The following is a 3,132-nucleotide window of genomic DNA, read 5'->3' as shown; positions in this document are numbered from 1 at the left end:
CTGGTTGGCTCCGCCGTGGCAGGTCCACAGGTGGATCTTGGTGCCGTCGGCGGTGCCGGCGCCGTCCACGTCCAGGCACTTGCCCAGGCTGCGGATGCTGCCGTCGTCGGCCAGGGTCCACTGCTGGTTGGCTCCGCCCCAGCAGCCCCACAGCTGGATACCGGTGCCGTCGGCGCTGTTGCCGCCCTGCACGTCCAGGCACTTGCCGTTGACGCCCTTCACCTCACCCGTGCGCGGGCCGCCGGCGGTCTTGGTGAAGGAGAACTCGTCCACGTCGAACAGGAAGCCGGCGCCGCCCTTGAAGACCAGGAACAGGGAGGTTGACCCGGTGGGCTGATGCGACAGGTCGGTGGTCACGTCCTGGAAGGTCTCCCAGCCGCCGGTCACCGGGACGGTCGCCGTGCCGAGCAGGGTGCCGGTCGGGGACCCGGCCCGCACCTCGATGGTGCCGCCCGCTCCCGCGGAGGAGACCCGCGCCGTGAACTTGGCGGTGTTGCCGAGGACGTAGGGCTTGAAGGAGATCCAGTCGCCGTTCTCGATGTAGCCGACGGTCTTGCCGCCGTGGGCAGGGCCGTGGGCGGTGACCTGGACACCGGAGGAGTCACCGTAGTGCTCGGCCTGCCGGTGGCTGGGCTGGGCGATGCGCTGGTCGTGGGTGGTCAGCGCGGGCTGCCCGTTCGCGCCCTTGTCGGTGTACTCGGCGTCCACGACGCCGAAGATGTTGGCGTTGGGATCGTGTTCGCCGTCGGCGAGGGTCTGCAGGGTGCCGCTGCAGCCGGTGGCCGAGGTCTGCGGGTGGCCGTGGCTGTCGTGGCCGACGATGAACGAGACCTTGACCTTGGAGCAGTCGACGGCGCCGTCCTCGGGATCGGTCACCGTGACCTTGAAGGGGATGGCGTCGCCGAAGTCGTGGATGCTTCCGTCCGCGGGCAGGTCGATCTTCACCGTGGGGGCGGTGTTCCCCACGGTGATCCGGACGGACGCCGTGGCGGACTTGCCGGCGGTGTCTGTGACCTTCAGCGTGGCCGTGTACTGGCCGTTGGCGGTGTAGGTGTGCGAGGGATTGGCGGCAGTGGAGGTCGCGCCGTCACCGAACGCCCAGGAGTAGCTCAGGTTCTCCCCCTCCGGGTCCGAACTGCCTGCCGAGGAGAAGGAGACGGTCAGAGGCGCCTGGCCGGAGGTGACGTCTGCCTTGGCCTGGGCGGTCGGAGAGTGCCCGTCGGTGACGTGCTCGATGCGGTAGAGGGCCGAGTTCTCGTCGCCGCTGTAGAAGCCGGTGCCGTAGTCGAGGACGTAGAGGGCGCCGTCCGGGCCGAAGGCCATGTCCATCACCTGGGTCCCGGTCCAGGGGAAGGCGTTGATGGACTGCACGGTCCCGTCGGAGCCGGACTCGATCCGCTTGATCCAGCGGCGGCCGAGCTCGCCGGCGAAGAAGTCGCCGTCGTACTCCTGCGGGAACTTCACCTCGGAGGTGGAGTCCGCGTCGTAGCGGTAGACGGGGCCGCCCATGGGGGACTCGGAGCCGTCGCCGAACTCCGGTACGGAGTTGCCCGTGTAGGGGATCCAGGCGGGCTGGGCGGGCGGCAGGTCGGTCAGGCCGGTGTTGCGCGGCGAGGTGTTCTTCGGGGCCGCGCAGTCGAACTTGGCGCCGGAGGTCCCGGTGGCGAAGTCGAAGTCGGTGTAGGCGTCGTTCTTGCCGGTGCAGTACGGCCAGCCGTAGTTGCCCGCCTTGGTGATCCGGTTGAACTCGACCTGCCCCTCAGGGCCGCGCGAGGCGCTGGCGGCGCCGGCGTCGGGGCCGTAGTCGCCCAGGTAGACGATGCCGGTGGCCTTGTCGACGCTCATCCGGAAGGGGTTGCGGAAGCCCATGGCGTAGATCTCGGGCCGGGTCTTGTCGGTGCCGGGCGGGAAGAGGTTGCCGGCCGGGACGGAATACGATCCGTCGGCGTTGACCTTGATGCGCAGGACCTTGCCGCGCAGGTCGTTGGTGTTGCTGGAGGCACGCTGGGCGTCGTAGGCGGGGTTGCGGGAGGCGCGCTCGTCGATGGGGGTGTAGCCGTCCGAGGCGAACGGGTTGGTGTCGTCGCCGGTCGACAGGTACAGGTTGCCCGCCGCGTCGAAGTCGATGTCGCCGCCGACGTGGCAGCACATGCCGCGGGTCGCGGGCACGTCGAGGATCTTCTTCTCGCTGGTCAGATCCAGTGTGCCGTCCGTCTTCAGCACGAACCGGGAGAGCCGGTTGACGCCTTCGAACGCGGCGAAGTCGGCGGCCGACCCTTCCGACGGGGCGTCACCGCCGGGGGTGGTCAGCTTGGGGGCGTAGTAGAGGTAGACGAAGCGGTTGGTGGCGAAGTCAGGGTCCGCACCTATGCCCTGCAGGCCTTCCTCGTCGTGGCTGTAGACATCGAGCTTGCCTGCGACCTTGGTTGTGCCGGCCTCGTCGGTGAGCCGCAGGGTGCCGTCCCGCGAGGTGTGCAGCACGGAACGGTCCGGCAGCACGACCATGGTCATGGGCTCGCCCACTTCGGTCGGTCCCTTGGCGAGCGTGACCTGCTGGAAGGCTCCTATCGCCGCCGCTGAGGCGTCGGCCGGTTCCGGCGCGGCAGCGGCGGTTCCCGGTGTCAGGCAGCCGACGGCACACACCACCGCCAGTGCCAATGAGCGGACGAGTTTGGGTCTGAGCAGAGTTGTGCGCACAAACGTCTCCGGAGGTGTGGGGTGGACAGCAGGACGTGATCAGTCCTGACGAGGGGAGCACCGGCGCGCGCCGTCGCGCCGATGCTCCCGCGGCGCGCGCCGACGCGCCGTTAAGCCGGGTTACAGGCGTATCACCGACTTGAGTCACAGAAGTTAGTGTCCTTCTACTCGTGGTGTAACCCCTTGTGCAAAGAAATCTCTAACTTTTGCCTGCAGATGGACAAAGGGAGAGGGGGGTGGACCTGCACTGGAGGGCGTCGGACCCTGTCGTGGTCGACGCCGCCCGGCGCGTGGAGTCCCCTCGGCCCTTCCCAGCGGTGCCTCGACCCATTAATTTGTTAACCGCCATGACGAAATAGTCAGCGAGCAAGGAGCCGTGGCATGACGTACCAGCCCACCCCCGATGACAAGTTCACCTTCGGTCTGTGGACCGTC

The 3,132-nt window shown here is 68.3% G+C and carries 1 protein-coding gene; it reads right to left on the bottom strand.

The features are described from left to right. On the bottom strand, positions 1 to 2,697 hold a 2,697-nt coding region (locus ACZ6KF_RS33950; RefSeq protein ID WP_469242024.1), incomplete at its 3' end, for a PQQ-dependent sugar dehydrogenase. Positions 2,698 to 3,132 lie beyond the last annotated feature (435 nt).

The organism is Streptomyces sp. NPDC046379 (assembly GCF_055587785.1).
This window is presented reverse-complemented; position numbering and strand designations above follow the sequence as displayed.